Below are 25,895 nucleotides of genomic sequence, written 5' to 3' on the forward strand. Positions count from 1 at the left end.
TGGCTATCAGTAACACACAAAGGAGTGTTCCAATGCGGGCAACGCTGCCTACGCCGATGGCGCAGATCGCGGACCGGGTCCGGGCTCTGTTGCGGTCGCATCGCGCCAACCTGCGCACCCGGGTCTACGGGACCGCCGCGCTGAACCCGCCGGCCGCGCCGGTCGAGGTCGTGCCGGTGACCGCCGCCGACGGCACCCGGCTGCGCGTGCACGCCTACGGTCCCGCCGACGGCGAGGTGATCGTGCTGGTGCACGGCTGGACCTGCTGCATCGAATACTGGAACCCGCAGATCAACGCCTTCGCCGGCGACTACCGCGTGATCGCCTACGACCAGCGCGGCCACGGTGAGAGCGAGCTGGGCGACAGCCCGCTGACCACCGATCTGCTGGCCGAGGACCTCGCCACGGTGCTGGCCGCCACGCTGCGGCCCGGCCGCCGCGCGGTGCTGGTCGGCCACAGCCTCGGCGGCATGACCATCCAGGCCTGGGCCGGCCGCTATCCCGAGCAGGTGGCCCGGCACGCGGCGGCGGTACTGCTGACCAACACCGCCTCCGGTGACCTGATCGCCGAGACCACTGTGGTGCCGCTGTACAACCGCGGGCTGATGGCCCTGCCGGTCGCCCTCGGCCGCCACGGGCTGGGCAGCCCGATCGTGTTTCCCCCGATCGCGCCGGTGAAATGGATATTCCGGCGGCAGGTCATGAGCCTCGGGTCCACCGGAGACATCGCCGAGTTCGGGTTGTCGATCGTGCGTTCGTGCCCGGCGAGCGTGCGGGCGCGGTTCGGGCGGTTGCTGGCCGATCTGGCGCTCGGCGCCTGCGCCGCGAACCTCACCGTGCCCACCACCGTCGTCGCGGGCAAATTCGACGATATGACGCCCCTCGTGCACTCCCAGCGGATTGTCGAAATGCTCCGCGGCGCAGGCAGTTTCGAGCGTCTGGCGGTGCTGCCGACGGGACATCTGGGCAATGTCGAGGCCTATCGGGAGTTCAACGAGGAACTCGGGCGGGTGCTCGCCGCGACGTACGCCGCGCGTGAGATCAGCGCGTAGGGCCGCCCGGAGTCGTTGCGGCGCACAGCCGACGGCCGCCCGCGGTGAGCCGATCGTGCGCAATTCGTTATTCGCCACCGTGCTATCGCGGCATGGTTCCGGGGCGATATGTGTTGTAGATAACAACGCTTCATCGACGGGGCCGATTCACGAATGGCATTGCGGTCGATGGGTATTCGATGAGGGCGGGACGCAAGCGGAACGAATGCGATCCGACCGCTTGCACTGGCAAGCACTGCTGCTAGCGCGGTAGTGTGCGCTGGGACACAAAGGAGTGCTCATGCTGGTGAAGCTGCCCGAAACGGTGACCGGCCTGCGAAGCGGGCCCGACGCGCTGACCGCCGCCTACCGCGCCCGATTGCGCGGCCGCACCTACGCCACCGCGGCCCTCAACGCCGCGCCGTCACCCGAGATCATCCCCGTCACCACGCGCGATGGCATCGACTTGCGGGTACAGGCATACGGCCCCGCCGACGGCGACGTGATCGTGCTGATCCACGGCTGGTCGTGCTGCATCGAGTACTGGAACCCGCAGATCAACGCCTTCTCCGAACAGCATCGCGTCGTGGCGTTCGACCTGCGCGGCCACGGCGCCAGCGAGGTCGGCAAGCGCGAATTCTGCGCCGAGCAACTGGCCGACGACCTGTCCGACGTGCTCGACGCGGTGCTGCGGCCGGGGCAGCGGGCGGTGCTGGTGGGCCACAGCATGGGCGGCATCACGATTCAGGCGTGGGCGCAGCACTATCCGGAGCAGGTCGCCGAGCGCGCGTCCGCGGTGCTGCTGGCCACCACGACGTTCGGCTCCATCGCCTCGGAGACCCAGGTGCTGCCGTTCTTCAATGACCTTGTCCCGGCGCCGATCTGGCTGGGCCGGGCATTGTTCGGTACCCCGGTGCCGTTGCCGAGCGGCTTCGCCGTGCGGTCGATCTTCAAGGCGCGCATCATGAATCGCGCCGCCACGGCCGAGCAGGCCGAATTCGGGCTCTCGATCGTGCGTTCCTGCCGACCGCAGGTCCGCGGCCGGTTCGCGCTGGCGCTGGCGGATCTGGACCTGCCCGATGCCGCCGCCAACATCACCGTGCCCACCAGCGTGATCGCCGGTGAGTACGACCGGTTGCTGCCCAAGCGCATGTCCCAGCGGATCGCCGACGTGCTCGCCGAGACCGGCAGCCTGGACCGCTACACGGTGCTGCCGACCGGGCACCTGCCGAATATCGAAGCGCCGCAAGAGTTCAACGCCGAACTGCACCGCATGGTGCGGATCGGGCAGCGCGGACGGGGCGCGGTCGCCAGCTGAGGATCGTCGTCAGTCGAACACGACGGTGCGGCGGCCGTGCACGAGAACGCGGCCCTCCAGGTGCCAGCGCAGTCCCCGCGCCAGCACCACCCGTTCGATGTCGCGGCCTTGGCGGACCATGTCGTGGGCCGTGTCGGCGTGGTCGATGCGAATCACGTCCTGCTCGATGATCGGGCCCGCGTCCAGCTCGGCGGTCACGTAATGGCAGGTGGCGCCGATCAGTTTCACGCCGCGCGCGTACGCCTGGTGGTACGGGCGGGCGCCGACGAACGACGGCAGGAAGCTGTGATGGATGTTGATGGCCCGGCCCGCCCAGTGCTCACACAGCTCCGCCGGGAGCACCTGCATGAATCGCGCCAGCACCACGGCATCCGGAGCGTGCTCGTCCACCAGCGCGCGGACCTGCTCGAAGGCCGGACCCCGCGCGCCCGGATCCTTCGGGAAGGGCACGTGATGGAACGGCACACCGTGCGCCCGGGTCATCTCCGCCAGATCCGGATGATTGCCGATCACCGCCTCGATGGTGGCGGGCAGCTCGCCGCTGGTGGCGCGTCCCAGCAGATCGTGCAGGCAGTGCCCGTCCCGGCTGACCAGTAGCACCGCGCGCCGCCGCACCCCGGAATCCAAGAGCTGCCAATCGGTTTCGGGCCCCAGCTCCGCCGCGACCGCCGCGAACCGGTCACGCAATTCCGCCAGTCCGAACGGCACCGTCGAGGCCTGCACGGCCTGCCGCGTGAAGAACCACCCCGCCGCGGTGTCCGAGTGATAACCGGCCTCCATGATCGACCCACCGAACTCGGCGATGAACGAGGTGATCCGGGCAATGATGCCCGGCCGATCCGGACAGCCCAGCATCAGCACATAGCGCCGGTCATCGGCAACGGACGACGAACTCATACCCCCGATCCTCCCAGCAAACCCGCCGCGACCCGCAACCGACCGCCGATCGCGTCGTCTACAACGTGTAGAACGGTTCGGCGTAATGGAATTCGCCGGTCATGGCCGGTTCGTAGGCGGTGAGGGGGCGGACCTGGAAGTGGGAGTTCCACGTGGATTCGTCGGGGACGATGCCGACGCGAGAGCCGGGAAGGAAGCCGAAGCGGGGGTAGTAGTCGAGGCTGCCGAGCAGGCCGATCAGCGGCTCGTCGAGGGCGTCGGCGGCGCCGAGCGCGGCGTGCATGAGGGCGGAGCCGACGCCGTCGCCCTGGTGGTCGGGGAGCACGCCGATCGGGCCGAGCGCCAGCACGGGGTACAGGCCTACACCGGCGCGCGTGAGGCAGACGTGCCCGACCACCCGGTCGCGCACCTGCGCCACCAGCGACAGCGTCGGCATCCAGCCGGAATCGCTGCGCAGCCGGTGCACGAGGGCTACCTCGGCCGGATCGGCGGCCGCGCGGGGCGCCTCGCCGGGTAGGCCTTCCGGGTAGTCGCGGGCGAAGGCGCGGCGATGCACCGCGTCGATCGCAGGGATGTCGCCGGCCCGTTCCCGACGGATCAGCACGGTGGCTTCTCCCTCCCCAGCGAGATGGTTCCGGGCCCCGTGGCCCGACCCTTACGAGTGTGCCACGGGCGTGTGCCAGACTCTGTCCTCATGGCCGATACCGCTCCGGAATCAGGTACCCGTGCGCTCACTCGTGGCGAGGTGGCCGCGATGATCGACCACACCCTGCTCGCGCCGGAGGCGACCGCGGCCGAGGTCGCCGCCGCGGTGGCCGAGGCGCGGGAGCTGGGGGTGTACGCGGTGTGCCTGTCCCCGGCGATGCTGCCGGTCCGCGCGCCCGGCCTGGTGGTCGCGACCGTCGCGGGATTCCCGTCGGGCAAGCATCATTCGTTGATCAAGGGGACCGAGGCGCGGCTGGCGGCGGACCAGGGCGCGGCCGAGGTCGACATGGTCATCGATGTCGGCGCCGCGGTCTCCGGCGACTACAACGCGGTGCTGGCCGACATCGTCACCGTGCGCGAGGGCCTGGGCGACCGGGCGGTGCTGAAGGTGATCATCGAGTCGGCCGCACTGCCCGACGAGGCGATCGTCGAGGTGTGCCGGACCGCCGAGCGCGCCGGGGCGGATTTCGTGAAGACCTCCACCGGTTTCCATCCGAAGGGCGGGGCGAGCGCGCACGCCGTCCGGCTGATGGCCGATGCCGTCGGCGGCCGGTTGGGCATCAAGGCCAGCGGTGGCATTCGCACCGCGGCGGCGGCCGCCGAGTTGATCGAGGCCGGTGCCACCCGGCTCGGTTTGTCGCGCTCGCGCGAGGTGCTCGCGGGCTTCCCGGAGTAGGTCAGCAGCTGACGTTCTGGTTGTTGTCCGGCGCCGGTTGCAGCTTGGTGGTGCCGCCGGTCAGCGAGACCGAGATGCCGTCGTCGGTCACCCGGACGGCGGTCGGCTGCATGTCCAGGGGATAGCTCTGCAGGCTCTCGGTCATCATGTCGACGATGCTGTCGACCAGATCGGTGGGCAGCCCGAAACCGAACAGTTGCGCGGACTGCGTGGTCACCTCGATCCGGTCGCCGACGATCTGCGGCTTCAGGCGCATGTCGGCGATGCCGCCGAGCACCTTGACATCCAGCGTGCCGCTCGCCGGGTCCGACTGGACGCCGGAGACCAGACCCTGCAGCGTCTGCGCGATACCCGCATTGCTCCAGGTGGCATCGGCGCTGCTGCTGCCGATATCGGCGCCGCCGCGGCCGTTGTCGATCAGCGTGATGTCGTTGAGCCGGGCGTGCACCTTCATATCCGAGGCGGGGCCGAACTTCGCGTCGTCGCTCTTGATGTCGACGTACTGGATCCGATGATCGAAGGCGGTGAGCAGCAACGGTTTCGGGCCGAAGCCCACCGACACCTTGGAGCCGAGATCCCGCTCCACCTGGGTGGCGATGCACTTCTCGGTCCGGTGGCGGTAGTAGGTCTCGGCCGCGGCCGCGGTCCCGACCACGGCGAGCACGACGACGAGTCCGACGATCAGGATGATCCGCCGCAGGTTCCGGGTGCCGGTCCGGCCGCCGGACGGCGGGCCGGGAGCGGTCGCGGTCTGTGGAGGGTTCGAACTCATGGCCACGATTCTTCCCGAGCTTTCTGAGCCTGCTCTGTGGGGCGGTTGAAGGCTTGGCACAAGGGCTGCCCGCGATTGTGACATGATGCATAACCTCCGCGCGTAATCTGGGTCACATGTCCGGTGCAGCTGCCGCCCGTCCCGCCCCCGATTCGGATCGGGAGTGGCAGGCGCTGCGGGAGTCGGCCGCCCGGCACGCCGGTTACTTCACCACCCGGCTCGTCGCGCACACGCGGTGTCAGGAGCGGGTCCGTTCCGCTCTGCACGACGGCTCGGTGACCCGGGCGGGCGTCGGCCTGCTGCGCCTGGCGGAGTGGCCCGACGGCCCGCTCGACGAGTACGCGATGTGGTCCGCGTGGTTCGAGGGCACGGCCGCGGTCTCCCACCACAGCGCGGCCGAACTGCACGGCCTCGGCCGGCTGCGCCCGCGCTTCCTGCACCTGTCGGCCGGTGCCGGGCGAGCCCCGAACGCACCCCGCCTGGTGGTGCTGCGTCGCGCACTGTGCGGCCGCGATGTCGAGTCGGCGGGCACCTTCCTGGTCACCACCCCGGTGCGAACAGTCCTGGATCTCGCCGAGACGGGTATCGGTCAGAGCGCCCTGGACGAGGTAGTGGCCGACGCGGTCGCCATCTTCCGCTGCGCGAGCGCGGAAATCCGTTCCGCCGCAGAGCAATTGCCACCCCACACGGCCGCCCGTATCCATCACGCGCTGACGCGGGCTTGACCAGTTCCTCATCCGGCCTGGGGCGCCACCGTCTCCCAGGGGACCGAGAGTACGCAGTCGCGCATGCGGCGGCGGTAGCGGCGGATCGGGAAGCCTTCGGCGCGTAGGGTTTTCGCGGCCTCGCGCCAGCGCACGCGCGGGCCGTACGGGGCCAGGGGAGCGGCGCGGGCCCAGGCCCGGTCGGCGGCGGTGAGCAGGGTGTGCACTCGCTCGCCGGGAATGTTGCGGTGTATCAACGCCTTCGGCAGTCGTTCGGCGATATCGGAGGGACGTTCGACGGTGAACGGGTCCCATGCCAGCGTCAGCGACATCGGCCCGGTGCGATCCAGCAGCACCCACGCGCAGCGCCGACCCAACTCGTCACAGGTCCCGTCGATCAACAGCCCGCCCGGCGTCAGTCCGCTCAGCACCGTCCGCCATGCCTCGGCGACCGCCTCCTCCGGGTACTGCCGCAGCACGTTGAACGCGCGCACCAGCACCGGACGCAGGCCCGCCAGCTCGAAGCCGCCGCGCGCGAAGACCACACCGTCGCGGCCGGGCGCCACCCGCGCCGGATCGATCTCCAGCCCGACCACCCGCACGTCGGCGCGCACCCGCCGCAACCGCGCCGCCAGCTCGATCGTGGTCACCGGGCTGGCTCCGTAACCCAGATCGACCACCAGTGGGTCGTCGGCTGCCAGCAACCGGTTCGCAATCAGGTCGTCGTGCATCAGCCAGCGATCGCTGCGCCGCAATCGATTGATGCCCGTCGTGCCGCGGGTGATCTCGCCGATCGGTGGGTGCGGTGCTTTCGAGCCGCGCCGAGCCGGCGGCGGCCGCGAGCCCTCGGCGCTCGAGCCGGCCGCCGGGCCAGGACTCACCCCGCGGTGGGGTGCTGCTCGTCCAGCCACTGCGCCGTGAACTCGGCCTCGGCGCGCAGCAGATCCACGAGGTTGATCAGCATCATCTGTTCGAGCTTGGGGCCGAGCATCGGGATGAACACCTTGGCGGTGGACGAGGTGCGCAGCGTGCACCCGGTCTCGGTCGGGAACAGGTGCATCGTCCCGTTCAGGCTGCCGGGCCCGGCCGGGATCGAGGCCACGTATTCGCCGGTGACCTCGGGTCCGAACGGGCCGTAGGTCTCCCGGCGGGTGATCGTCATGTCCTTGCGCATCACCGTCTGCGCGATCTCGGGCAGCATGTCACGCGGCAGGATGTGCTGGATCTCGACCTCGATGCCGCTGTCCCCGGCGGACAGCTCGGTCACGTCGTTGGGGGAGTACTTGCGCATCTCCTCCATCCGCGCGTCCCAGTAGGCGCGGTCGGACAGCGCCGCGTACACCTCTTTGGTGGTGTGCAGCGGGTAGCGGGCGGAATAGTCCAGTCGGCGGGCCATGGGATGCCAGGGTACTGTGCGCGATTCAGCGATTCGCGATCCAGGTATTGGTGAAGTCGGTCTCCGCGGCGAGCAGCTCTAGCAACTTCTCGGCGACCACGGCCTCGATCTTCTTGCCGAACAACGGGATACCGACCTCGACCGAACCCTGGATGACCGCCTGCGACGCCTCACCGACCGCGCTGAGGGTCACGGTGCCGCGCACCTGCGCGGGCGCGTCCTGCACCTGCGCGGTGAAGGTACCCGCGAAACCGGAATAGCTCTCGGTGCGCGGAATGATCAGATCGCCGGGGCGGACCGAGGTGATGGCGCTGGGCAACTCGGCGGCCGGAATGGACTGCACCATCTCGACGTGCAGCTGTTCCTGGTCGATCGAGGCCTGGAACGAGTCCAGGCGCGCGTTGGGTCCGCCGACCTCCTCGATCCGGTCCTTCCAATACTGTTCGTCTGCGAACGCGGCACGGATCGCCTCGGCCGGATGCGCGTACTGAGCCGTATACGCCAGGGGTGTCGCCATGGTCGAACACGCTACCGTCTTTCGCTGTGCGTACATCGAGAGTGGTGCCGATCCACAAAGCGCGGGAGCTGCTGGCCGCGACCGGTGCGCGGGTGCGTGATTCGGTTCCGCTGGCGGAGCTGACCACACTGCGCGTCGGCGGCGCGGCGACGGTGGCCGACTGCGCTGACACCGAGGCGCTCGTCGCGACCGTACGCACCCTGGACGACGCCGGAATTCCACTGTTGCTGCTGGCCGGCGGCTCGAACCTGCTGATCTCCGACGACGGCTTCCCCGGCGTCGTCGTGCGGGTCGCGACCGAGCGCGTCGAGATCGGCGCGGACCGGGTCGTCGCGGCGGCGGGTGCGAACTGGGACGCCGTGGTGGCGGCGACGGTCACCGCCGGGTTCGGCGGCCTGGAGTGCCTGTCGGGCATTCCGGGTTCGGCGGGCGCGACGCCGGTGCAGAACGTGGGCGCCTACGGCGTCGAGGTCGAGCATCTGCTGCGCCGGGTGCGGCTGCTGGACCGCGAGACCGGCGCGATCCGCTGGGCCACGCCGGACGAACTCGGCTTCGGCTACCGCACCTCGGTCCTCAAGCACAGCGACCGGGCCGTGGTACTCGAGGTGGAGTACGCCCTCGACCCCACCGGAGCCAGCGCGCCGCTGCGCTACGGGGAGCTGGCCCGGGCCCTCGACGCCGAGGAGGGACAGACCCGCCCGGCGGCGCAGGTGCGCGCGGCGGTGCTGCGGCTGCGCGGCGGCAAGGGCATGGTGCTCGACGCCGCCGACCACGACACCTGGAGTGCCGGTTCGTTCTTCACCAATCCGGTGGTCCCGCACGACTTGGTGGAACAGGTGCGCGCCGCGATCACGAGTCTGCTCGGCGATGTGACAATCCCCACCTATCCGGCCGTCGACGGAGTCAAGTTCTCGGCGGGCTGGCTGATCGAGCGGGCCGGTTTCGCGAAGGGGTACCCGGGCCCCGAGTCACCGGCGCGGCTGTCCACCAAACACACACTGGCACTGACCAACCGCGGTGCCGCGACGGCCGCCGACCTGGTCGCGCTGGCCCGCACGGTCCGCGACGGCGTCGAGGATCGGTTCGGCATCCGGCTCGAGCCCGAACCGGTGACCGTGGGGATCGGCCTCTAGGGGTTGTCGGGGCGACACGCGCGGAGCTGTTCGGTCTTCGCGGTAGATTCGAGGAAGTGAGCAGTCGAGGAGTTTCCAGCCGTCGCGCCGTGCTGATCGGAATGGCTCAGCTGGCGGGCGCCGCGCTGGTCGCCGGGTGTTCGAACGGCGGCGGCGACAATGCGGCGCCGAAGGAGAAGGCGCCGGTCGCGAAGGTCACCTTCCAGCCCGGCGCGGACAGCACCGACGTCAATCCGGTGTCGCCGGTCTCGGTGTCGGTGTCGTCCGGCCGCATCGATCAGGTCGCCCTGAGCAACGCCGCGGGCAAACAGGTCGCGGGCACCCTGGCCCCGGACGGCAGCAGCTTCAAGATCACCGAGCCGCTCGGCTACGACGTGACCTACACCTGGTCCGGCACGGCGATCGGCACCGATGGCAAGCCCGTCCGGATCGACGGCAAATTCACCACCGTCGCCCCCAACCAGACCGTGCCCGCCACCATCAACATCGGTGACGGCCAGGAGGTCGGCATCGCGGCGCCGATCATTCTCCAGTTCAAGAGCCACGTCACGAACAAGGCCGCGGTGGAGAAGGCGCTCACCGTCACCACCACCCCGGAGACCGAGGGCGGCTGGGCCTGGCTGCCGGACGACAACGGCGGCTCCCGCGCGCACTGGCGTCCGCGCGAGTACTGGGCGCCCGGCACGGACGTGAAGTTCACCGGCAAGCTCTACGGACTCGAACTCGGCGAGGGCGCTTATGGTTACGGCGACCTCAGCTCGGAGTTCAAGATCGGCCGCAGTCAGATCGTGAAGGGCTACGCCCCCAGCCACCGCGTGCAGGTGATCCGCGACGGGCAGACGGTCTTCGACTTCCCGTGCAGTTACGGCGAGGGCAACGAGGCGCGCAACGTGACCCGCTCGGGCGTCCACGTGGTGACCGAGAAGTACGAGGACTTCATGATGTCGAATCCGCCGTTCTACACCAACGTTCGCGAGCGCTGGGCCGTACGCATCTCCAACAACGGCGAATTCATCCACGCCAATCCGGAATCGGCTGGCGCGCAGGGCAATACGAACGTCACCAACGGCTGCATCAACCTGAGCACCTCCGACGCGCAGGCCTTCTTCCCGACCGCGATGTACGGCGACCCGGTAGAGGTCACCGGCACCTCGATCGCCCTGTCCGCCGCCGACGGCGATCTCTACGACTGGACCATCGACTGGGATACCTGGAAGACCATGTCCGCCTTGCACGGTGAGCCGTCCGCGGTCGTCTCCGCGACGCCGGTGCCCCCGGGTCCGGTGCGCAGCGGGAACTGACGCGGGAGCGTCAGCCGCGGCGGGCGAACCGGCCGGCGTCGGCCTGGTCGCGCGGCTTGACGACGATCGTGTCCAGGTTGACGTGCGGCGGGCGGCCGGCGACGAAGGCGATGATCTCGGCGATGTCCTGGGCGACCAGCGGATCGATGCCCTCGTAGACCTTGGCGGCCCGCTCGCCGTCACCGCCGAAGCGGACCAGCGAGAACTCGGTTTCGACTGCGCCCGGGGCGATTTCGGTCAATCGCACCGGCTGCCCCAGCAACTCGCCGCGCAGCGTCCGGTGCAGCACGGCCTGCGCGTGCTTGGCGGAGGTGTAGCCGGATCCGTTGTCGTAGGCGGTGAACGCGGCCACCGAGGTGACGGTGACGATCAGTCCGTCGCCGGAGGCGATCAGCTTGGGCAGCAGTGCCTTGGTGATCCGCAGCGTGCCGAGCACGTTGGTCTCCCACATCCAGCGCCAGTCGTCCAGGTCGGCCTCGGCGACCGGCGCCAGGCCCTTGGCGCCACCGGCATTGTTGACCAGGACGTCCACCCGCTCGACCGCTTCGGTGAACGCCCGCACCGACGCATCGTCGGTCACGTCCAGCGGCAGCGCCGTGCCGCCGATCTCCTCGGCCAGTCGCTGCAACCGGTCCACCCGGCGGGCGCCGACGTACACGTGGTAGCCCTGTCCGGCCAGCTCACGCGCGGTGGCCTCCCCGATTCCGGAACTGGCTCCGGTGACGACAGCGGTGCGGTTGCTCATGGCCCCGAGCATATGTGCCGCCGATTCACTCGACGATTCGTGGTGGACGCCGGTCCATAATGCGGCGGCGCTAGCCTGGCGGCATGGCGATTCGGGACGTAGTCAGCGCGGACGGCACCACCATCGTGTATCGGGTGACCGGTCCGGCCGACGGCAGGCCGCTGGTGTTGCTGCACGGCTGGGCCGGGAACCTGCGGTGCTGGGGACATGCCGCCGAGTTGCTGGCCGAGCGGTTCCGCGTGATCGCCGTCGACCTGCGCGGGCACGGCTACTCCGACGCGCCCGAGGCGGGCTACGACAACCCGAAGAACTGGGCGGCCGACGTCGCGGCCGTGCTGGCGGGGGAGTCCGTCGAGTCCGGCGCGGTGCTGCTCGGCTGGTCCTACGGCGGCATCGTGCTCAGCGATTACCTGACCGCCTACGGCACGGGCGCGATCGCGGGTGTTGTCTACACCGGCTCGCAGGCCGGCATCGGACGCGACGTGCCCGGCGCGACCCCCGGCCCGGCCATGCAGCAGGCCATTCCCGACGTTTTCGAGGAGAGCCCCGGCAAATCCATGCGCGGCTTCGCGGCGTTCGGCAACGCCAACACCGGCCCGGGCCGCGACAAGGGCGAACAGGCCCAACTCCTCTACGGCGGCAGCCTGGCCACCCCGCCCCGAGTCCGCAAGGCCCTCTTCTACCGCACCACCGACAACACCGAAGCCCTCCGCACCCTCGACGTCCCCGTCCTGGTCCTGCACGGCACCGCCGACCCCGTCGTCCCCCTCGACAACGGCCGCTACATCGCCACCACCGCCCCCGACACCCGCACCTCGTTCTGGGAAGACGCCCAACACGGCCTGTTCATCGAGAACCCCGCCCGCTTCGCCACCGAGGTCACCGAGTTCATCGACGGCTTGGGCTGAGCCGGGGCGTCCGGCCATCGAGTCACCTTCGCCAGGCAGGTAGCGGAATTCATCCCGGGGCTTGGGCCGAGCGCTTGCCGTGTGGTGGCCCGCGGCCATCCCAACTGGGGCTCGGCACAATCCCCATCCGGCGCTGTCCCGCTCTGCTGTCCTCCGGTTCCGTGCTTTGCCGATTATGTTCTGCCGCAACAGGTATCGGAGAAGGTTGCCGCAGTGGCTCTTGGGAGGTTGCCGCAGTAGGTGTCGGGCAAGGTTGCCACAGCAAGCTCGGGGAAGGCTGCGGCAGTAGGTGTCGGGCAAGGCTGCCACAGCAAGTTCGGGGACACCTGCCGCGGCAGGTGTCGGGCAAGGTTGCCACAGCAAGTTCGGGGAAGGGCTGCCGCGGCAGGTGTCGGGGAAGGTTGCCGCAACGGGTGTTGGGCGAGGTCGCCACAACAGGTATCGGACAAGGCGTGTGGCCTTCCATATCCGCCCGGCCCTTGTGGCGGACCACCATTTCCTTTCGCGACGGCCGGGGGGAGTGGCGGGGAACCGCTGGGATCGAACCGGGGTGCGCACCGCTGCGTGTGGTCGAGTGTGATCGAACGCATAGGTCGGTGGGGCGTGACCGCTTTGCCCGGAAATCGCCGGGCAGCGGCTGGGCAACGGCTCGTCCAGGTGGCGAATTGCCTTGTGACGGCAATCACTTGGTGGCGGAGGTCGCGACGGCCGTCGGTACCGGGCGTGCACACTGGAGGCGTGAGTCAACGCACGGACCTACGGCCGCATCGGATAGCCGTGCTGTCGGTGCACACCTCCCCGCTGGCGCAGCCGGGCACGGGAGACGCGGGAGGCATGAACGTCTACGTGCTGCAGACCGCGATTCAGCTCGCCCGCCGCGGCGTCGAGGTGGAGATCTTCACCCGCGCCACCTCCTCCAACGACGAACCGGTGGTCGAGGCCGCGCCCGGCGTGCTGGTGCGCAATGTGGTGGCGGGCCCCTTCGAAGGTCTGGACAAGCACGACCTGCCCACCCAGCTGTGCCCGTTCGCCGCCGAGGTGCTGCGGCAGGAGGCTCGCCATCTGCCCGGCCACTACGACCTGATCCACTCGCACTATTGGCTGTCCGGCCAGGTCGGCTGGCTGGCCCGGGACCGCTGGCGGGTGCCGCTGGTCCACACCGCGCACACGCTGGCCGCCGTCAAGAACGCCCACCTCGCCGCCGGTGACATCCCGGAGCCGCCCGCGCGTGAGATCGGCGAGAAGCAGATCGTCGCCGAGGCCGACCGCCTGGTGGCCAACACCGGCGAGGAGGCGCGCCAGCTGGTCGAGCTGTACGGCGCCGAGCCGGAGCGGATCGATGTGGTGCTCCCGGGCGCCGACCTCACCCGCTACCACCCCGGTGATCAGGCGGCCGCCCGCGCCGAACTCGGCCTGGACCCGCACGAGCAGATCGTGGCCTTCGTCGGCCGGATCCAGCCGTTGAAGGCCCCCGACGTGCTCGTGCATGCCGCCGCGCAGGTCTTGCGCGGCCAGCCGGACCGCGCATTGCGGGTGCTGATCGTCGGCGGCCCGTCCGGCACCGGACTGGATCGCCCCGACGCCCTGATCGAACTGGCCGCCGAACTCGGCATCGCCGATCGCATCACCTTCCTGCCGCCACAGCCGCCGGACCGTCTCGTGCAGGTGTATCGCGCCGCGGATCTGGTGGCCGTGCCCAGCTACAACGAATCGTTCGGCCTGGTCGCCATCGAGGCCCAGGCCAGCGGCACACCGGTATTGGCCGCGCACGTGGGCGGCCTGGGCACCGCCGTGCGCGACGGCGTTTCGGGCCTGCTGGTCCCGAGCCACCGCACCGACGACTGGGCCGCCGCGCTGCGCTCGCTGCTCGACGACCCCGCCGGCCTGCGCCGGATGGGCGCCGCCGCGGTCGGGCACTCCGCCAACTTCTCCTGGGAGCACACGGCCGAGGGCCTGCTCGACAGCTACACGCAAACGCTCTCCGGATATCGGGGAATGCGTTCGCGATTGGCGGGTACGTTGCAGGCAGAGAGCAGTCAGGCCAGGTCGCGGGCGCTGTGGCGGCGCCGGATGGGAGTGGTTCGCCGGTGACCGAGCACGACTCGATCCGAGACACCGCCCAGCTGATCGAAGACACCCTGCGCGAACGCGAGGTGGACTACACCCGTGAGGGCGAGGACGTGTTCATCGTCGTCCTGCCCGGCGAGCGCAAGTTGAAGACCTCCGTGATGCTGACCGTCGGCAAGCACGGCGTGCGGGTGGAGTGCTTCGTCTGCCGCAAGCCCGACGAGAACTTCGAGGGCGTCTACAAATTCCTGCTCCGCCGCAACCGCCGCCTCTACGGCGTCGCCTACACCCTCGACCGCGTCGGCGATATCTACCTGGTCGGCCGCTTCGCCACCCACACCGTCACCGCCGACGAACTGGACCGCATCTTCGGCCAGATTCTCGAGGCGGTCGACGCCGACTTCAACGTCCTGCTGGAGCTGGGCTTCGCGGAATCCATTCGCCGCGAATGGAAATGGCGAGTCTCCCGCGGCGAATCCCTCAAGAACCTCCGCGCCTTCGAGCACCTGGTAGACGAAGACTCCTGATCGCGGCCCGAGCCGCGGGTCATGGGAGGCCGTGTGCGTCGCCGTCCGGCCTGACCGGTCACAATCCGGCTCGAGACGGCAAATCTCGCCGCGTCACCGTGGATTGTGTCCGTTCAGGCCGGGTGCACAGATCCGCGTGGGGAAACCAGTGCGGCGAGGTGGCCTTCGAGCGGCCGGCGGGTGAGAATTCGGGGGCCCGGTGGTTCGGCAGGAGGTGGCTCGGCATGACTGTGCTGGCTCTCGATATCGGGGCGACGAAATTCGCGGCCGGGGTGGTGCACGCCGGGCGGCAGGTGCGGGACGTGCGCCGGACCGAAGTGCCGCCGGAATCCGTGTGGGAAGCGTGCCGGACCCTGTTGCGGCAGGTCGCCGGGGATGCGCGGGTGACCGCGATCGGCATCGGGTCGGCGGGTCCGGTGAACATACGCGCGGGAACCATTGCGCCGCTGAACATTCCGGAATGGCGAGCGGGGTTCCCCTTGGTCGCCCAAGTGCAGGAGTTGTTCCCCGCGGCAGTGATTCGGCTCGCCGTCGACGGCGCGTGCCTGGCGCTGGCCGAACACCACATCGGCGGTCTGCGCGGCGTCCGAGACGGCCTGGCGATGACGGTGTCGTCCGGGATCGGCGGCGGAATCATCATGGACGGCCGAGTCGCGGTGGGCCGCACCGGAAATGCCGGACACGTCGGCCACATCGTGGTGCCGGGTTCGACCGCGCCGTGCGGCTGCGGCGGGGTCGGGTGCGTGGAGGCGGTGGCGAGCGGCATGTCCTCGGCCCGGTGGGCCCGCGAGCAAGGCTGGACCGGTAACACCGGCGCCGAACTGGCGCGGGATGCCCGGGCCGGTCACCCGATCGCCCTGGCCGCTCTCGAACGCGCCGGAACCGCTCTGGGCCAAGCGATCTCATCGGCCGCCGCACTGCTCGACATCGACCGCGCGGTTATCGGCGGCGGCTTCGCCGAAGCGGGCGCGCCCCTCTGGGAACCGATGCGCGCCGCGATCACCACCCACGCCCGGCTGGATTTCACCCGCGCCCTGCGCGTCGTGCCCTCTCGCATCACCAACGGAGCAACCCTGGCAGGCGCGGGCGTATTGGCCGCGGGCCACGCCACCGCCGACGAATACGACTGAGCGCTGTCGCCCGGTACCGAGACCGTCCCCAGCTCGCGCGATCCCCTCCGTGGCGCGAACCAGGACCGAAATTCAGGCCGAACGAACGTGCGCCACCAGCGCGTTCGCATGCCCGTGCCCGAGCCCGTACGCACTCTTCAACCAGGCCACCAGCTCCATGTGCTTGGTCAGCTCCGAGCCTCGAATCAGCTCCAGCCACTCCTCGACGGGACGGCCGTACTTCTTCTCGATGGAAGGGAAGTAGGAGGCCGGGCCTTTGACGGTGGCCGACTGCGGTGTTGCGCTCATGCCCGATAGGACGACGCCGATGCGAAGAACTCATCTGTGGTCCCGCACACATACGGCGAGTCTCCGCCGACTACCGCGCGCCTGACCGGTTTGACCTGGTAGAAGCGCTACCGTCGACGAGTGGCAGCCGAATTCACGCCTGGCGATGTGGTTTTCGTGCCCAGCGGCCCTTTCCAGGGCGTCTGCGGTGTGGTCCGGGAGGTCGACCCCGGACGTGAGGAGCTACACCTCGACATTCCCGTCCGCGGCGGCCGCCACGGCGCCCTGGTTCGTTTCGACGAGGTCGAATGGATCTAGCCGCGCGAGACCCGTGACCAGGCCCGCACCCCACCGGACGCCCGCGGGGGCGGGTTAGCATAGCCCGCATGACGTACACCCTCGTGCTGCTGCGCCACGGCGAAAGCGAATGGAACGCCCTGAACCTGTTCACCGGCTGGGTGGACGTTCGCCTGACCGACAAGGGCATGGCCGAGGGCAAGCGCGCGGGCGAACTACTGGCCGAGCACGGGATCCTGCCCGACATCGTCTACACCTCCCTGCTCCGCCGCGCGATCAGCACCGCCAACCTCGCCCTGGACGCCGCCGACCGGCACTGGATCCCGGTGGTCCGCGACTGGCGACTCAACGAGCGCCACTACGGCGCGCTGCAGGGCAAGAACAAGGCGCAGATCCGCGACCAGTACGGCGACGAGCAGTTCATGCTGTGGCGCCGCAGCTACGACACCCCGCCGCCGCCGATCGAGCCGGGCACCGAATACAGCCAGGACGGCGACGCCCGCTACGCCGGTACGGCCGTGCCGGAGACCGAGTGCCTGCAGGACGTCGTCGCCCGCATGGTCCCGTACTGGGAGTCGACCATCTCCAAGGAACTGGTGGCCGGCCGCACCGTTCTCGTTGCCGCGCACGGCAATTCGCTGCGCGCCCTGGTCAAGCACCTGGACGGCATCTCCGACGACGACATCGCGGGCCTCAACATCCCCACCGGCATCCCTCTGCGCTACGAACTCGACGAGAACCTCCGCCCCGTCGGCCCCAGCGAGTACCTCGACCCCGAGGCCGCCGCCGCGGGCGCCGCCGCAGTAGCGAACCAGGGCGGGAAGTAGCCACCCTCGAGACCGGACTCGTACGGAGCGTCCGCTGTCATCTCGTGCTGCGTGCGGCTAGGGTTCGGACGGCTCGGTTTGTGAGCTACGTCTCCTCTGTGGCAGAGCGGCTATCAGGTTGCCGCCGATCGGTTTCCGGTCGGCGGCGCGGGTGGTGGCAGTCGGGTTCGGGCCGGTCGCGCCGGGTGTGGGCAGCGATCGGCAGGTAGGTCCGCGACTCTTCGGCCTGGTCGTCGCCTCGGCTGAGATGGTGAGGCATCGAGAGAATTTCGTTCCAACATACGAACTCGATGGTTTGTAACTTACTCGTCGGTAGATACACTTCCGGTCGTTCGACCATTTCGGAGAGGCGGATCACGTCCGATGAAGTACGCGCTGCGCGCCACAGTAGCGGCGGTCGCCGCGACCGTGGTGTTCCCATTCCTCACTGCCACGGCCATCGCCGGACCCGCCGCGATCGGCCCGGACGGCGGTGCGGCAGGCGCCGCCTGGACGGCCACTCAGGATGGGCCGCAGCAGTATCCGAACATCCACATCGACTGGGACGTCCCCATCACGATGACTGACGGTACGGTCCTGAAGGGCAACGTGTACCGCCCCGCCGACGCCACCGGCCGCGCGGCCGACGTGCAGACGCCCACCATCGTCAACCTCACCCCGTACACGAAGCTGGTCTCCAACCTCGCCGACCACGCGCAGGCGATTCCGGGCCTGTCCGATGCGCTCCTGAACCTGTTCCGCCAGATCGACATGTCGGGCACTCCGCTGTCCGGAATCACCGACCTCACAAAGGCTTTCGGCGGCGGCGAACTACGCAACTTCACCGTCGACCGGCAACTGATCCGCAGCGGTTACAGCCAGGTCGTGGTCGACGTCCGCGGCACCGGCTTCTCCCAGGGTGAATGGGACATGCTGCGCCAGCGCGAACAGCAGGACACCGTCGAGGTGATCGACTGGGCCGCGCGGCAATCGTGGTCCACCGGCAAGGTCGGCATGAATGGCATCTCCTACTCCGGCATCAACCAGGTACAGGCCGCCGAGAAGCACCCGGAGGCGTTGAAAGCGATCTTCCCCGTGGTCCCCGGCAGCGATCTGGTCGACGACGTGCTGGCGCCGGGCGGCGGCTTCGGCTTCAACTTCATTCCGTTGTGGCTCACCGCGATCAACACCCTCAAGTGGGTGCCGGACGTGCAGTCGATCGTCACCGGCAAGTTCGACACCACCTGGCTGCGCGACCGCGCCGCCGATCCGTACACCTACCTGGACGTGCTGCTGTCCGCATACACCAGCACCCGGATGGAGGATCTGGATCCGCGGGTGAAACAGATGCTGTCGGACTACAGCTCGGAACGGCAAGCGTGGCTTGGTGATCCGAGCACGATCGACATCCCGACCTTCGTCACCGGCGGCTGGCACGACCTGTTCACCTACTCGGAATCCAAGATCTACAACGAGATTTCGCTGCCGCCCGGCCAGAAGCAGCTGTTCATGGGCAACACCTACCACCTCAACTCCGGCAACGAGTCGGGTCGGCCGGGCCTGCCGCCGCGCCTGGACGTGCTGCAGCGGGCGTGGTTCGACAAGTGGCTCAAGGGAATCGACAACGGCATCGACACCTACGGTCCGGTCACGCTGCGTCAGCAGGGCGGCGGCTGGATCACGCAGAACGGTTTCGGCCCGTCCGCCCCGGCGGAAGAGGCGTCGCAATATCGGCGGATGTACCTGTCCGCCAACCGGAGTGGGACCGCGAACAGCGTCTACGACGGCTCGCTGACCGGTTCCGCCAACGGCGATACCGAGCGGTTGACGGTCTCACCCGGAATGACCACCCTCTGTTCGAACGATGCCGCCCAGGCGACCGCCGGCATCTTGTCGATCATCGACGGCTGCGCCAAGGATTCGCGGGTCGCCGAACTCAACGGCCTGACCTTCACCAGCGACCCGGTGGCGGAACAGACCACCATCTCCGGCCCGATCGCGGTGCGGCTCAACACGATTCAGGACGCGGCCGACGGCTACTGGGTGGCGACAGTCAACGACGTCGCGCCTGACGGACAATCGACGGTGCTGTCGTCCGGCCAGCTGATGGCCTCGCTGCGTCAGGTCGACGAGTCCCGCAGCGCGCGCTCGGCCAACGGCGACTACACCGACCCGCGGGCGTACACCTCGCTGGACAAGCGTGAGCCCACGGTGCCGGGCGAGGCGACGACGCTCGACCTCGCGCTGACCGCCACCGAGGCGGTGCTGCAACCCGGCCATCGGCTGCGCGTGGACGTGTTCGCGGGCAATTTCCCCAAGGGCCTGCCGATCCTGCCCATGCTGATCGACACCGGCCTGAAGCCGCAGCACCTCCAACTCGACCCGAACGCGCCCAGCTTCGTGAACATCCCGGTCCGCGGTAAGCCCGGCTGGTAAGTCTGCCCGACCACCCCGGTCGTCCCGGGTGCGCACAACGGCGTGCGCCCCGGGGCTTTTCATGTGTCGAAACCCGCACCGCTGCAAACTGTTCGGACGAGACGCTACCTCTTCCGCGCACGCAGACCGTCGAGCAGCACGCGGGTCAGGTGATCATCGACGCGCGCACCGCAGCGGCACACCGCCACGTTGAGCACTCGCACCACTTCCGCCGGCGGCACGTCGGGCCGCAGGTCGCCCTCGCGCTGTGCGGCGGCCGCGAGTTCGGCGATCAGCGCGTTCGCCTCCGCCTCCAGCTCGGGTAGTTCGGGGCGTTCCGGTTCGTCGGTGAGCAGCGACTTGATCAGTGCCAGCGGCAAACTCACGCAGTGCTCCACCACCCGCAGCAGCGCTTCCCAGGCCGGGGCCCGACCGACCTCCGCGCGCGTGGCCTCGATCAGTTCTCGCAGCGTGTCGACCGCGATGTCCTCGAGCAGGGCGCGCCGGTCCGGGAAGTGCCGGTACAGCGTGCCGACGCCGACCCCCGCCGCCCGCGCGATGTCCTCCATCGACACGGCCTCACCCCGCTCGCCGGCCAGCCGCAGGGCGGCGGTGGTGATCGCCGAACGGTTGCGCCGCGCGTCCGCCCGCACTGTCCACGCTCCCATCAACCGGAATCCTTGATTCATCTTATGCTACCGTCGGTTAAGCGGAATCTAGAATTCACCTTGGAGGGGCAATGCGGATCGGCCTGTATGCCGGAGATCAGAGCGATATCGAGACCCGGATCGAGCAGGTGCGCGCGGTAGCCGAACACGGGCTGGCCAGCGTGTTCTTCAATCAAGTCTTCGCGTGGGACCCGCTCGTCGTCGCGGCGCTCGTCGGGGCGGCCGTGCCGGAGATCGAGCTGGGCACGGCCGTCGTGCAGACTTACCCACGCCACCCGATTTCGCTTGCCGCGCAGGCGCTCACGGTCTCCGCCGCAATCGGAAATCGGTTCACCCTCGGCGTCGGTCCGAGTCACAAGCCGTTCGTCGAGGGCGTCTACGGCATGTCCTTCGACCGGCCCGCCCAGCACACTCGCGAGTACTTGACCGCGCTGCGCACCGAATTCTCCGGCGCCGGTCACGTGCAGCTCCCGGGCGTGCAACCACCGCCGGTGCTGCTCTCCGCGCTCGGCCCGGTGATGCTCCGCATCGCGGGCGAGCTGGCCGACGGCACCGTCACCGTATGGGCGACCCCCGCAACGATCTCCGACCACATCCGCCCGCACATCGACGCCGTGGCGAAGGACCCGCGCGTCGTCGCATCGGTGATGCTGAGCGTGACGAACAGGCCGGACGACGTCCGCCGGGAGATCGCCGAAACGTTCGGCTTCGCCTCCGATTTCGCCAGTTACCGAACGCTTCTCGACCGCCAGGGCCAGCGCAACGTCGCGGAAACCGTCGTCGCCGGAGACGAGGAAGCCGTTGCCGCCGCCGTCCGCGCGTATGCCGACGCGGGTGCGACCGACCTGCTGGTCAGTCTGGTCGGCGACGCCACCGAGAAGGCGAGAACACTGCGACTGGCCGGAGAACTGGTCCGCTCGCAGTAGTCGCCGGACTACCATCGAGTCCATGAACGGTGATGGGGGACAACCGAATCCGAATTCCGGCATAACGGTCGTACCGGATGATGTTCAGGCGATCGGTCAGTACGTCTACAACATCGCCGACACCATGCGCCAGGCCTTGGACGCCGCGAGCCGCGAGGTCGACACCTTGCTCGCGGAGGGCTGGACGGGCGATGCCGCCGACGAGTTCTCGGCGGGCTGGACCGACACTCGCGACGGCGGAACGAAACTCATGACGGCCCTGACCGCACTGGCCGAAAAGCTGGGCGTGACCGCCGAGAACTATCGCAATACCGACGGTGGCTCCACCGCCGCCCTCACCCAGCTGAACATGTCATGAGTTCCGAATTCTCGGTGAACCTCGACCATCTCGATGACGTCGTAGCCCGGCTCAACGGCTTGGTCGGCTTCCTTCGCGATCATCTCGACGGACTCGACCAGAAAGTCGGATCGCTGCACGGCGCCTGGGAAAGCGTCGCAGCCCAGGCATACAACGACGCCCACCGCGACTGGGCCACCAGCGCTCAGGAATTCGTCGACGGAGTCGCCGAAATGACCGACGCGGCCCGCAAGGCACACGGCCGCTACACCCGAGCCATCGACCTCAACCAAAGGATGCTGCGAGGGGACTGAGCCGTGAACATCGACTGGCAGATCTACTACGAGGCCGCGAAGAAATGCCACGCCCTCGCCGCAGATCTCCGTCGCGCGGACAAGCCGGTCCACGATGCGATCAAGAACGAATGCGGTGGCATGGCCGGTGACGCACCCGGTTGCCGCCAGTGGGGCGAGTCCTACGACCGCACCGCCCGAGACACGATGCAGGCCTGCACGAACCTCGCCGACGCCCTGACCAACTTCGGCAATGTCCTGTACGCCAACGGCTACAACTACGGCATCGCCAACCGCAGCAAACCTCCGCCGGAGCGGCCGAACGTCCGCGATATGTCGGTCTACCAGGTCACCATCCCGACCTCCGTGCACGACAACGGAATCGGCATAGAACACGGCGGCGGCGTCAAGGAACTGTTCGACATGCTGATCGCACAGATCATCCAGCAGTTCGGCAAGCTCCCCAACGGCGACGTCAAGAAGCTCGAGAAGGCCTCATCGGTATGGCGAACGTTCGCCGACCACGCGACCGTCACCGGTGCCGCCGGCCGCATAACGGAAATCATCGGCCTCTTCGACCGCATCGAAGACAAGAACACCCTCCCCCTGGTCCTCGACCACCTCAACACCCTCCACGGCAGCGCCACCCAATTGGTCACAGCGACAACCAACCTCGCGGGCCCCGTAGCCGAATACCACACCAGCACGGTAAACGTCCGCCACCAAATCGAATCCGCCGTCACCCAAGCAGAATGGGCAATAGGCCTCACCGTCGTAGCCGCCGCAGCCGCAGCCTGGTTCACCTTCGGCGGCAGCGCCGCCGCCGGCGCAGGCGGCGTCAGCGCCATAGTCACCAACACCATCAACACCATCCGCACCGTCTACCAATCCAGCAACCTCATAAAAGCCATAGGCCTAACCGCCGCAACCGCAGGCGCCATAGGCACAATCAAAGCCTTCGACGCCATCCCCACCCTGGACAGCACCCTCAAATCCCTCGAGTCCATCATCATCATGCGAGTCCTCCTGGATGACGACGATGGCCACGATGGGGAGCAGCATCCCGGCTCTGCGGACGATTTCGACGGTACCGGCTACTCTCTCGATGAAATCGCAGAGTTCGCTCGAGGGCACGCGGGCGACGACAACCCGGCGATGGGCCGACCATCTTTGCAAGAAATCGAGGAAACTTTGAAGAACGGTAAGACGTCACCAGGTGAGGGCAACTCTGTGCGATATGACTACAAGGGCGTTAGGGTGATTGTCAACCGGGACTTGCCGTGGCGATCGACAACCTACTACCCGAGTCGGTGATATATGAGTGAAGAATTGACCGATGAAATCAGGTCAGGGTTTGAAGACAGCGAAATTGCGGAGCTGGAATCCTGTCGCCATCAAGTGAACGAATGGCGTTCCTTTGGTGTTCTGGACCTGCTTGTCAGTTGGGCTCTGCATGTCGAGAAGATTGATTCGGATCGGTTCGGATCGGCCGGAGATCGGGGGGTTTGGGGTGGCTACGACTTGGTTGCCGCTTATTCGATACGCGATTTTTTGGCGGGGTGTATCGAACGTCTCGGGGAGCCGTTGAAGGACAAGGTTCTCGGCGTGGTGGATGTGTATGACACGCGTCTGCGTTCCGTTACCGTCCGCGATGACAAGCGGGTTCTCGGAAGGTATGTGGACTCGGATTTGTCGGCCGCTCCGTGGTGGTGGCACAGGATTCCGGATTCGGGTCCGCTTCTGGAAGAGTTGCTCGGGTCTGTGGACCGCTGAGTCGTGTGGGTGGGTCTGCCGGCTGGAGGTTCTCTTCGGATAACGGGGTCGGGGGTGGCATCGCCGAACTGCACGTCGTGGGGGAGGGTTTCGGTGGTTTGACGAGGGGTTCGGGGGTGGGGGTTTGTGCAATTGACTGAAAGTGGGGGAATTCGCCTCTCGTGGGGGTGGGGCCGTCCTACCTTGAGGGGCAACTGTTTCCGAGGGAGTGGGCGGTCGTCGATGAGGTATCTGCTGCGTGCTGGGGTGGTGGGGGCGGCTGTGGCGTTGGTGGCGTTTGTGGCGCTGTCGGCGGGGGCGGCGCCCGAGCCGGGCGGGCCGGACGGTGGGGCTGCGGGGGCGGCGTGGACGGCGACCGAGGATGGGCCGCAGCGGTATCCGAATGTCTTCATCGAATGGGATGTGCCGATCACCATGAGTGACGGCACGGTGTTGAAGGGCAATGTGTACCACCCGGCGGATGCGGCGGGGCGGCCGATCGCCGAGCCGACGCCGACCGTCTTGAACCTCACGCCCTATACGAAATTGGGGTCGATGGTCATCGATTCCGCCATGTCCATACCGGGGTTCTCGGACGAACTCATGCGGCTGACGCACGAGTTCGATCTATCGGGTACGCCTTTCGCCGGGATCACCGATCTGACGAAGTCGCTCGGCGGCGGGCTGGTGCGCAACTTCTCGGTGGACCGGCAACTGGTCAAGAGCGGCTACACCCAGGTGATCGTCGACGTCCGGGGAACCGGCTTCTCCCAAGGAGATTGGGATCTGCTGCGGGCGCGGGAACAGCAGGACACCGTCGAGGTGGTCGACTGGACCTCCCGGCAGCCGTGGTCGACCGGCGACATCGGCATGAGCGGAGTCTCCTACTCCGGGATCAATCAGTTGCAGGTAGGAGCGAAGAATCCGCCCGCGTTGAAGGCGCTTTTCCCGGTTGTCCCCAGCGGCAACCCATTTCGCGACGTGGTGGCGCCCGGCGGCGCGATCGGCACGACCTTCATGCCCGCGTGGCTGCTCGGCGTCAACATGGCCAAGCTGATGCCCGATCTGTTGTCGCTGGCGCAGGGCCGATTCGACGGCAAGTGGCTGGCCGACCGCCTCGCCGACCCGTTCACCTTCGTGGACGCGCTGATCGACGCCTTCGTCACGCCGAGCATCGACAAGCTGGGTTCCAAGGTCCAGGATTTGTTGCAGGCCGACAGCCCGACTCGGCAGGCATGGGAGACCGACCCGAGTGGAATCAGCACTCCCGTCTTCATTTCCGGCGGCTGGCACGACCTGTTCGTCACCTCGCAGGCCGACTTCTACGACCGAATCCCTTTGCCGCCCGGCCGGAAACAACTGCTGATGGGCGACACGTACCACATCACCAACGGCGCCGAATCCGGTAAACCCGGCCTGCCGCCACGAATGGACGTGTTGCAGCGGGCCTGGTTCGACAAGTGGCTCAAGGGAATCGACAACGGCATCGACGAGTACGGCCCGGTCACCGTGCGGGAGCAGGGCGGTGCCTGGAAGACGCTCGCGGCATTGCACAAGCCGGAGTCGCAGTCGGACTATCGGCGGATGTACCTCGCCGCCGCGCCCAGCGGAACCACCGCGGGCAGCGTGCACGACGGATCTTTGTTCACCGGGCCGAGCGCGAATGCCGACACCCTCACCGTCGCACCGGGTTTGACGGGGCTGTGTTCCCGCGACGCCGCGCAGCAGACGATCGGGGTCGCGGCCATCGTCATCGCCTGCGGGGACGACAATCGCGTCCACGAGCTGAACGGACTGACCTTCACCAGCGCACCCGTCGCGGAGTCGACCACCGTGTCCGGCCCGATATCGGTGCACCTCAACACAATTCAGGACGCGACGGACGGGTTCTGGGTGGTCGAGGTGAACGACGTTGCGCCGGACGGCATGTCGACCGTTCTGTCGACCGGGCAGTTGATGGCGTCGTTGCGCGCCATCGACGAATCACGCAGCAGACGAGATGCCGGCGGCGATTACACCCAGCCGGTACCCGATCTCTCCCTCGACACCCGGCAGCCGACCGTCCCCGGACAGCCCACCGCGCTCGATATCCCGGTCCCGGCGGTCGACGCCGTCCTGCAACCGGGACACCGGCTGCGCGTCAACGTCTACGCGGGCAACTTCCCGAAGGGCCTGCCGCCGACCCCCTTACTCCTCGAATCCGGCCTGCGCCCCCAACACCTGCTCCTGGATCCCGCGGACCCGAGCTACGTGAACCTCCCGCTCTCGGGCGCTCCCGGTTGGTGATCGTGCCCGTGCGACGAGGCG

28 protein-coding genes are annotated in these 25,895 nt (G+C 68.3%); 19 read left to right on the forward strand and 9 right to left on the reverse strand.

Annotation, left to right across the window (positions count from 1 at the left end):
- The first annotated feature begins 32 nt into the window (after nt 1-32).
- Together ACFMRZ_RS25180 and ACFMRZ_RS25185 are read left to right on the forward strand one after the other, a co-directional pair.
- Nucleotides 33-1,052 (forward strand): alpha/beta fold hydrolase, encoded by a 1,020-nt coding sequence (locus tag ACFMRZ_RS25180; RefSeq protein WP_400180993.1) that lies wholly within the window; start codon nt 33-35, stop codon nt 1,050-1,052.
- A 280-nt stretch (nt 1,053-1,332) separates the two neighbouring features.
- A complete protein-coding gene (locus ACFMRZ_RS25185; RefSeq protein WP_280270680.1) occupies nt 1,333-2,349 on the forward strand; it encodes an alpha/beta hydrolase in 1,017 nt (338 codons plus the stop codon).
- Between the two features lie 9 nt (nt 2,350-2,358).
- Here the strand turns inward: ACFMRZ_RS25185 and purU are convergent, their stop codons facing one another.
- On the reverse strand, nt 2,359-3,246 hold the full coding sequence (purU, locus tag ACFMRZ_RS25190; RefSeq protein WP_400180994.1) for a formyltetrahydrofolate deformylase: 888 nt from the start codon (nt 3,244-3,246) through the stop codon (nt 2,359-2,361).
- A gap of 58 nt (nt 3,247-3,304) precedes the next feature.
- On the reverse strand, nt 3,305-3,850 hold the full coding sequence (locus ACFMRZ_RS25195) for a GNAT family N-acetyltransferase (protein WP_400180995.1): 546 nt from the start codon (nt 3,848-3,850) through the stop codon (nt 3,305-3,307).
- A 90-nt stretch (nt 3,851-3,940) separates the two neighbouring features.
- On the opposite strand from ACFMRZ_RS25195, the gene deoC reads away from it, so the two are divergent.
- The gene (deoC, locus tag ACFMRZ_RS25200; RefSeq protein ID WP_400180996.1) at nt 3,941-4,627 is read left to right on the forward strand and encodes a deoxyribose-phosphate aldolase; all 687 of its coding nucleotides are present in this window, start codon (nt 3,941-3,943) and stop codon (nt 4,625-4,627) included.
- Nucleotide 4,628: 1 nt separating this feature from the next.
- Here deoC and ACFMRZ_RS25205 read toward each other — a convergent pair whose 3' ends face one another.
- Complete coding sequence (locus ACFMRZ_RS25205) at nt 4,629-5,399, reverse strand: DUF2993 domain-containing protein (RefSeq protein ID WP_400180997.1); 771 nt, start codon at nt 5,397-5,399, stop codon at nt 4,629-4,631.
- A gap of 116 nt (nt 5,400-5,515) precedes the next feature.
- Between ACFMRZ_RS25205 and ACFMRZ_RS25210 the strand changes: the two genes are divergently transcribed.
- On the forward strand, nt 5,516-6,124 hold the full coding sequence (locus tag ACFMRZ_RS25210) for a hypothetical protein (protein ID WP_280362331.1): 609 nt from the start codon (nt 5,516-5,518) through the stop codon (nt 6,122-6,124).
- 8 nt (nt 6,125-6,132) lie between these two features.
- Here the strand turns inward: ACFMRZ_RS25210 and ACFMRZ_RS25215 are convergent, their stop codons facing one another.
- From ACFMRZ_RS25215 to ACFMRZ_RS25225, 3 genes are all read right to left on the reverse strand, one after another.
- Complete coding sequence (locus ACFMRZ_RS25215) at nt 6,133-6,867, reverse strand: class I SAM-dependent methyltransferase (RefSeq protein ID WP_400182967.1); 735 nt, start codon at nt 6,865-6,867, stop codon at nt 6,133-6,135.
- Nucleotides 6,868-6,980: 113 nt separating this feature from the next.
- Nucleotides 6,981-7,499, reverse strand: coding sequence for a DUF2505 domain-containing protein (locus tag ACFMRZ_RS25220; RefSeq protein WP_187685516.1), 519 nt, complete (start codon nt 7,497-7,499; stop codon nt 6,981-6,983).
- 25 nt (nt 7,500-7,524) lie between these two features.
- Nucleotides 7,525-8,016 carry a DUF2505 domain-containing protein gene (locus ACFMRZ_RS25225; protein ID WP_280270686.1) on the reverse strand — a complete coding sequence of 164 codons (492 nt, stop codon included), beginning with the start codon at nt 8,014-8,016 and terminating at the stop codon, nt 7,525-7,527.
- A gap of 68 nt (nt 8,017-8,084) precedes the next feature.
- Here ACFMRZ_RS25225 and ACFMRZ_RS25230 point away from each other — a divergent pair, with 68 nt between their 5' ends.
- Together ACFMRZ_RS25230 and ACFMRZ_RS25235 are read left to right on the forward strand one after the other, a co-directional pair.
- Nucleotides 8,085-9,149 (forward strand): UDP-N-acetylmuramate dehydrogenase, encoded by a 1,065-nt coding sequence (locus ACFMRZ_RS25230; RefSeq protein WP_400182968.1) that lies wholly within the window; start codon nt 8,085-8,087, stop codon nt 9,147-9,149.
- Nucleotides 9,150-9,250: 101 nt separating this feature from the next.
- Nucleotides 9,251-10,450 carry an Ig-like domain-containing protein gene (locus tag ACFMRZ_RS25235; protein WP_400182969.1) on the forward strand — a complete coding sequence of 400 codons (1,200 nt, stop codon included), beginning with the start codon at nt 9,251-9,253 and terminating at the stop codon, nt 10,448-10,450.
- A 10-nt stretch (nt 10,451-10,460) separates the two neighbouring features.
- Here the strand turns inward: ACFMRZ_RS25235 and ACFMRZ_RS25240 are convergent, their stop codons facing one another.
- Entirely contained in the window at nt 10,461-11,195 is a 735-nt protein-coding gene (locus ACFMRZ_RS25240; RefSeq protein WP_400180998.1) for an SDR family NAD(P)-dependent oxidoreductase, read from the reverse strand.
- An 83-nt stretch (nt 11,196-11,278) separates the two neighbouring features.
- On the opposite strand from ACFMRZ_RS25240, the gene ACFMRZ_RS25245 reads away from it, so the two are divergent.
- The 4 genes from ACFMRZ_RS25245 to ACFMRZ_RS25260 all read left to right on the forward strand — a co-directional run bounded on the left by ACFMRZ_RS25245 (nt 11,279) and on the right by ACFMRZ_RS25260 (nt 15,827).
- On the forward strand, nt 11,279-12,103 hold the full coding sequence (locus tag ACFMRZ_RS25245; RefSeq protein WP_400180999.1) for an alpha/beta fold hydrolase: 825 nt from the start codon (nt 11,279-11,281) through the stop codon (nt 12,101-12,103).
- Nucleotides 12,104-12,826: 723 nt separating this feature from the next.
- Complete coding sequence (gene mshA, locus ACFMRZ_RS25250) at nt 12,827-14,194, forward strand: D-inositol-3-phosphate glycosyltransferase (protein ID WP_400181000.1); 1,368 nt, start codon at nt 12,827-12,829, stop codon at nt 14,192-14,194.
- The gene (locus ACFMRZ_RS25255) at nt 14,191-14,697 is read left to right on the forward strand and encodes a YbjN domain-containing protein (protein ID WP_400181001.1); all 507 of its coding nucleotides are present in this window, start codon (nt 14,191-14,193) and stop codon (nt 14,695-14,697) included. Before mshA ends, ACFMRZ_RS25255 begins: the two co-directional genes overlap by 4 nt.
- A 224-nt stretch (nt 14,698-14,921) precedes the next feature.
- Nucleotides 14,922-15,827, forward strand: coding sequence for an ROK family protein (locus ACFMRZ_RS25260; RefSeq protein WP_400181002.1), 906 nt, complete (start codon nt 14,922-14,924; stop codon nt 15,825-15,827).
- Nucleotides 15,828-15,899: 72 nt separating this feature from the next.
- On the opposite strand, the gene ACFMRZ_RS25265 is transcribed toward ACFMRZ_RS25260, so the two are convergent.
- On the reverse strand, nt 15,900-16,115 hold the full coding sequence (locus tag ACFMRZ_RS25265) for a DUF4287 domain-containing protein (RefSeq protein WP_280270691.1): 216 nt from the start codon (nt 16,113-16,115) through the stop codon (nt 15,900-15,902).
- Between the two features lie 120 nt (nt 16,116-16,235).
- Between ACFMRZ_RS25265 and ACFMRZ_RS25270 the strand changes: the two genes are divergently transcribed.
- The 3 genes from ACFMRZ_RS25270 (at nt 16,236) to ACFMRZ_RS25280 (ending at nt 19,633) form a co-directional block, all read left to right on the forward strand.
- Nucleotides 16,236-16,412 (forward strand): hypothetical protein, encoded by a 177-nt coding sequence (locus ACFMRZ_RS25270; RefSeq protein ID WP_280270692.1) that lies wholly within the window; start codon nt 16,236-16,238, stop codon nt 16,410-16,412.
- A 68-nt stretch (nt 16,413-16,480) separates the two neighbouring features.
- Complete coding sequence (locus tag ACFMRZ_RS25275) at nt 16,481-17,218, forward strand: phosphoglyceromutase (protein WP_280270693.1); 738 nt, start codon at nt 16,481-16,483, stop codon at nt 17,216-17,218.
- 363 nt (nt 17,219-17,581) lie between these two features.
- Complete coding sequence (locus ACFMRZ_RS25280; protein ID WP_400181003.1) at nt 17,582-19,633, forward strand: CocE/NonD family hydrolase; 2,052 nt, start codon at nt 17,582-17,584, stop codon at nt 19,631-19,633.
- Nucleotides 19,634-19,737: 104 nt separating this feature from the next.
- Here ACFMRZ_RS25280 and ACFMRZ_RS25285 read toward each other — a convergent pair whose 3' ends face one another.
- Nucleotides 19,738-20,280: a TetR/AcrR family transcriptional regulator gene (locus ACFMRZ_RS25285; protein WP_400181004.1), complete on the reverse strand. Its 543-nt coding sequence runs from the start codon at nt 20,278-20,280 to the stop codon at nt 19,738-19,740.
- Between the two features lie 71 nt (nt 20,281-20,351).
- On the opposite strand from ACFMRZ_RS25285, the gene ACFMRZ_RS25290 reads away from it, so the two are divergent.
- From ACFMRZ_RS25290 to ACFMRZ_RS25315, 6 genes are all read left to right on the forward strand, one after another.
- On the forward strand, nt 20,352-21,206 hold the full coding sequence (locus tag ACFMRZ_RS25290; RefSeq protein ID WP_400181005.1) for a TIGR03564 family F420-dependent LLM class oxidoreductase: 855 nt from the start codon (nt 20,352-20,354) through the stop codon (nt 21,204-21,206).
- Nucleotides 21,207-21,228: 22 nt separating this feature from the next.
- Complete coding sequence (locus ACFMRZ_RS25295) at nt 21,229-21,564, forward strand: WXG100 family type VII secretion target (protein ID WP_400181006.1); 336 nt, start codon at nt 21,229-21,231, stop codon at nt 21,562-21,564.
- The gene (locus tag ACFMRZ_RS25300) at nt 21,561-21,857 is read left to right on the forward strand and encodes a WXG100 family type VII secretion target (protein WP_280362351.1); all 297 of its coding nucleotides are present in this window, start codon (nt 21,561-21,563) and stop codon (nt 21,855-21,857) included. Before ACFMRZ_RS25295 ends, ACFMRZ_RS25300 begins: the two co-directional genes overlap by 4 nt.
- A 3-nt stretch (nt 21,858-21,860) precedes the next feature.
- Nucleotides 21,861-23,150, forward strand: coding sequence for a hypothetical protein (locus tag ACFMRZ_RS25305; RefSeq protein WP_400181007.1), 1,290 nt, complete (start codon nt 21,861-21,863; stop codon nt 23,148-23,150).
- A gap of 3 nt (nt 23,151-23,153) precedes the next feature.
- On the forward strand, nt 23,154-23,609 hold the full coding sequence (locus tag ACFMRZ_RS25310; RefSeq protein ID WP_400181008.1) for a hypothetical protein: 456 nt from the start codon (nt 23,154-23,156) through the stop codon (nt 23,607-23,609).
- Nucleotides 23,610-23,831: 222 nt separating this feature from the next.
- On the forward strand, nt 23,832-25,874 hold the full coding sequence (locus ACFMRZ_RS25315) for a CocE/NonD family hydrolase (RefSeq protein WP_400181009.1): 2,043 nt from the start codon (nt 23,832-23,834) through the stop codon (nt 25,872-25,874).
- Nucleotides 25,875-25,895 lie beyond the last annotated feature (21 nt).

The sequence above is a fragment of the Nocardia sp. N2S4-5 genome, assembly GCF_044628355.1.
Taxonomy (GTDB): Bacteria; Actinomycetota; Actinomycetes; order Mycobacteriales; family Mycobacteriaceae; genus Nocardia; species Nocardia wallacei_B.